Origin of the sequence: Rhodococcus sp. R1101 (assembly GCF_000278445.1) — a bacterium.
Classification (GTDB): domain Bacteria; phylum Actinomycetota; class Actinomycetes; order Mycobacteriales; family Mycobacteriaceae; genus Rhodococcus; species Rhodococcus gordoniae.
On the sequence record NZ_AJVB01000297.1, the window covers coordinates 1 to 4,588 of the forward strand.

General features: G+C 70.4%; 3 protein-coding genes. All 3 read left to right on the forward strand.

Annotated elements, in window-relative coordinates:
* The coding region (locus R1101_RS0116320; protein ID WP_016934449.1) for a non-ribosomal peptide synthetase at positions 1 to 3,683 on the forward strand (3,683 nt) is incomplete at its 5' end.
* 92 nt (positions 3,684 to 3,775) lie between these two features.
* Positions 3,776 to 3,997 carry a phosphopantetheine-binding protein gene (locus R1101_RS0116325; RefSeq protein ID WP_016934450.1) on the forward strand — a complete coding sequence of 74 codons (222 nt, stop codon included), beginning with the start codon at positions 3,776 to 3,778 and terminating at the stop codon, positions 3,995 to 3,997.
* 4 nt (positions 3,998 to 4,001) lie between these two features.
* Positions 4,002 to 4,588, forward strand: a 587-nt coding sequence (locus R1101_RS0116330; protein WP_016934451.1) for an MFS transporter, incomplete at its 3' end; no start/stop codon positions are given.

The window sequence follows — 4,588 nt, forward strand, 5'->3', positions numbered from 1 at the left end:
ATACCGTCCCGGTGCGCGTCCGCACGGAGGCGGGAGAGTCGATCACCGACCTCGTCGCGCGCACCCACAGCACACAGAACCGCGTGATGGACCATCAGTACGTGGGTCTCGCCGACATCCAGCGCGCCGTCGGGATCGGCGAACTGTTCGACACCCTCCTCGTCTTCGAGAACTATCCCGTCGACCGCGACGCCCTCGACGCGGCGCAGCGGGACGGCGGCGTGCGGGTCGGATCGGTCGGAGGTTCCGATGCCACGAACTTCCCCCTGGTGCTGGTCGCCGGGCTCGAGGACGAACTGCACCTCGGTCTCGAGTACCGGACCGATCTGTTCACCGAGCGCGACGCCGCCGCGCTGGGGGAGCGGCTCGTGCGCATCCTCGACCGGCTCACCGCCGAGAACCCCGGAACCGTGGCACAACTCGACGTGCTCACCAGCGCCGAGCGCGCCGGTCTGCGCAGCGAGTGGTCGACGACTCCGGCGGCGCCGTCCAGTGGAGCAGCGACCGTCGCCGACCTCCTGGCGCGGCAGATCGCGCGTACCCCGCACGCGCCCGCAGTGGTCGCGAACGGGACGACGCTGACCTTCGCGGAACTCGGACGACGATCTGCGCGACTCGCCCGGCTCCTCGTCGAGACGGGGGTCGGGCCCGAGACGGTCGTGGGACTCGCGCTACCCAGATCCGAGCACATGGTCGTCGCGATCGCGGCGGCGATCTCGTCGGGCGGCGTGTACGTGCCGATGGACCCGTCCTATCCGCAGGATCGGCTGGCGCACATGGTGGCCGATTCGCGACCGCAGGTGATCGTCACGGTCGCCTCGGTTCTCGACGGCATCGCACCGGTCGCGGGGGACACGCGAATCGTGGTGCTCGACGATCCCGCCCTGCAACGGCAGCTCGACGAGTTGTCCACCGCTCCGCTGACGGACACCGACCGGCGCGGTGCACTACGCCCCCACAACGGCGTGTACGTCATCTACACCTCTGGTTCGACGGGACTGCCGAAGGGTGTCGCGGTCACCCACGCGAACCTGCTCAATCTGTTCGAGAGCCATCGCGCGGATCTCTACGTCCCCACCGTGGCGGCAGCCGGACGAGACCCGGTGGGGGTCGGACACGCGTGGTCGTTCGGTTTCGACGCGTCCTGGCAGCCGACCCTGTGGTTGCTCGACGGGCACACCGTGCACGTCTTCGACGAGGACATCATGCGTGATCCCGAACGGATGGTCGCGTACACGCTCGAGCACGAACTCGATTTCCTCGAGGTCACCCCGTCCTTCCTCGACCGCATGCTCGCGGCCGGACTGTACGAGAGCGGACACCGTCCGGCGTCCGTCGGATTCGGCGGTGAGGCCGTCAATCCGGCGTCGTGGCGGCGTCTGCGGGAACTGACCGATGGCCGGGCCTTCAACCTCTACGGACCCACCGAGTGCACGGTGGACTCGCTCATCGGAGCGGTCACCGACGCCGGCACACCGTGCCTCGGCCGGGCCGTGCACGGCGCCGGCGCATATGTCCTCGACGCGATGCTCCGCCCCGTCCCGATGGGTGTGGTCGGCGAACTGTACGTCTCCGGTGCCGGTGTCGCCCGCGGATATCTCGGCCGGCCCGACCTGACGACGGTCCGGTTCCTGCCGAACCCCTTCGCGGACGACGGTTCCCGCATGTACCGCACCGGCGATCTCGTCCGGCGGGTACGCGGCAGCGACGGCCGGCCCGTGCTCGAATTCCTCGGGCGGGGCGACGACCAGGTCAAGATCCGAGGTTTCCGGGTCGAGCTCGGCGAGGTGGAGGCCGCACTGACCGCGGTTCGCGGCGTGCGGGACTCGGTGGTGAACGCGCACAACGACAGTCGCGGCGTGACACGCCTGGTCGGCTACGTGACTCCCGACGGCGACGTCGATCCGGCGGTGGTCCGTGCCGCGGTCGCCGAGCGCCTGCCCGAGTACATGGTGCCCGCGATGGTGCTGGTGCTCGACACCTTCCCCGTCACCGCCAACGGCAAGGTGGACCGCAAGGCCCTGCCCGAACCGGACTTCTCGTCGCTGGTCGGGGCGCGTGCGCCGCGCACCGACACCGAGCGGGTCCTCGCCGATCTCGTCGCGGATGTGCTCGGGCTCGACCGGGTGGGGATCGACGACGACTTCTTCTCGCTCGGTGGCGATTCGATCGTCTCGATCCAGCTCGTGTCGAAGGTCCGGGCCGCCGGGCTGTGGATCACCACCCGCCAGGTGATCGAACTGCGCACCGTGGAAGCGCTCGCGGCCGCCGTGGACGGCGAGACGGGAGACACCCACCCGGTTGCCGTCGGCGAGGCGACGGGGGAGGTGACCGTCACGCCGATCGTGTGGGACACCCTCGAGCAGTGGACGGGCCTGTCCCGCTTCTCGCAGGCACGCCTGCTCGTCGCGCCGGTCGGACTGACGCTCGGCGCTCTGCGGACCGCGGTCGAGGCGCTCGTGGCTGCCCACCCGATGCTGCGTTCGACCTTCCGCATCGACGACGAGGGACGGCCGTCGTGGACCGTCCCCGAGGCCGTCCCGGACCTCACCGGCTCGGTGCGGCGAGTGGACGCCACCGGACGGGACTGGGGCGAACTGTTCGACGAGTATCGCGAGAACGCGTACGCCGCACTCGATCCCGCCGGCGGACGCATGGTGCAGGTCGTGTGGTTCGATTTCGGGCCGCACCGGGCCGGACGCGTCCTGATCGTCGTGAACCACCTCGTGGTGGACGGCGTGTCGTGGCGCATCCTCGTCCCCGACCTCGCCGACGCCGTCGAACAGGCCGAGCGCGGGGACACGGTGACACTGCCGTCGAGCGGCACCCCCTTCCGGGTGTGGGCGGCCGAACTCGCCGAAGCCGCACGATCGGAACGGATCACCGCGTCGTGGTCGGCCTGGCAGCAGGCGGTCGACACCGACGAACCGATACTCGGTTCGCGCCCGCTCGACCCGGCACGCGACACCGTCCTCTCGACCAGGTCGACTCGGGTGCAGCTGCCCGTCGACGTCACCGAACGGGTGCTGGCCGCGGACGTCGTGGACGACATCCTCCTCGCGGCCCTCGCCGTCGCGGTGGCGTCGGTCCGGGGCGGCGACCTCGTCCGCATCGACCTCGAGGGACACGGCCGGGAGGAACAGGTGGTCCCGGGCGCCGACCTGTCGCGCACCGTCGGATGGTTCACGTCGATGTATCCGGTGACGGTGGATCTGACGGAGGTCGACGTGGCGTCCGCGTCCCGGGACACCGAGGCGGCGGTCGCGGCGCTGCGCGCGGTGGCCCGCGCGTCGCGGGCGCGACCCGACAACGGCATCGGCTTCGGGATGCTGCGGCGACTGAACCCGGACTTCGGCGACCGCTTCGCCCGGTACGTGCCGCCGGCCGTCGTCTTCAACTACCTCGGCCGGCTCACGCTCGGCGAGGAGTCCGGCAGCCCGTGGTCGGGCGCACCGGGCGCCGCCGCGATCGGCGGCTCGGTGGATCCGGACATGCCACTCGACCACGTCCTGCAGGTGGATGCGATCACCGAGGACACCCCGGACGGCGCGGTTCTGGAATGCGAGTTCGCCGCCGCAGCGGACGTGGTCGACGCGGACACGCTCGCCGAGATCGCGCGGATCTGGCAGGAGACGGTGCAGGTCGTCGTCACCGCGAGATGGCTCACGGGCACCGCGACGTAAGGCGCCTCCGGCACCGCGACGTAAGGCGCCTCCGGCACCGCCCGACAGTGCAGCATCCTGCACCGTGCATATATCGAAAGAAGGAGAACACCGTGCTCGATCGCACTACCGTCCTTGCCGACACCGCCCGGATCCTCGACATCGACGTCGACGAACTCGATCCGTCGGCGAGCCTCGTCGACCAGGGACTCGACTCGGTCCGGTTGATGGCCCTCGTGGAGCAGTGGCGCAGCGCCGGAATCGAGGTCGATTTCGTGGATCTCGCCTCGGCCCCCGACCTCGAGCAGTGGATCGCGCTGCTCGCCCGCGGATGAGCGGGTGATCGTGGCCGTCTTCGAGAAGCTCTTCATCGACATCGACCCGCTGCGCACCAGCCGCGAATTCCGGTACCTGTTCACCGCACGCGTCGTCTCGCTGTTCGGTCTCGGTTTCCTCATCGTGGCGGTGCCCGTGCAGGTGTACCAGCTCACCGGCTCGACGGCGCAGGTCGCCGCGGTCTCCGCGGTGATCGGTGTCACCACCTTCGCGGCCACCTTCGCCGGTGGGGTGCTCGCCGACCGCTACGACCGGCGGAATGTCATCGCGATCGCACGCGGCACCGCGGGCGTCGCCTTCGCCCTGCTGGCGGTCAACGCGATTCTGCCGGTACCGCAGATGTGGGCGATCTACGTGCTCGCCGTCGTCGACGGCATCGCGGGCGGGATCTCGTCGACCGCGCTCATGGCGGTCACTCCCAGCCTGATCCCGCGCGACAAGCTCGCCGCGGCCGGTGCGCTCATGGCGCTCACGGCCGACCTCGGCGCCATGATCGGCCCGGCCCTCGGCGGTGTCGTCATCGCCGCCGGTGGCGTGGGCGTGGCCTACGCGCTGGCCGCGTTCACCACGGCGATCACCACCTTCTGCAT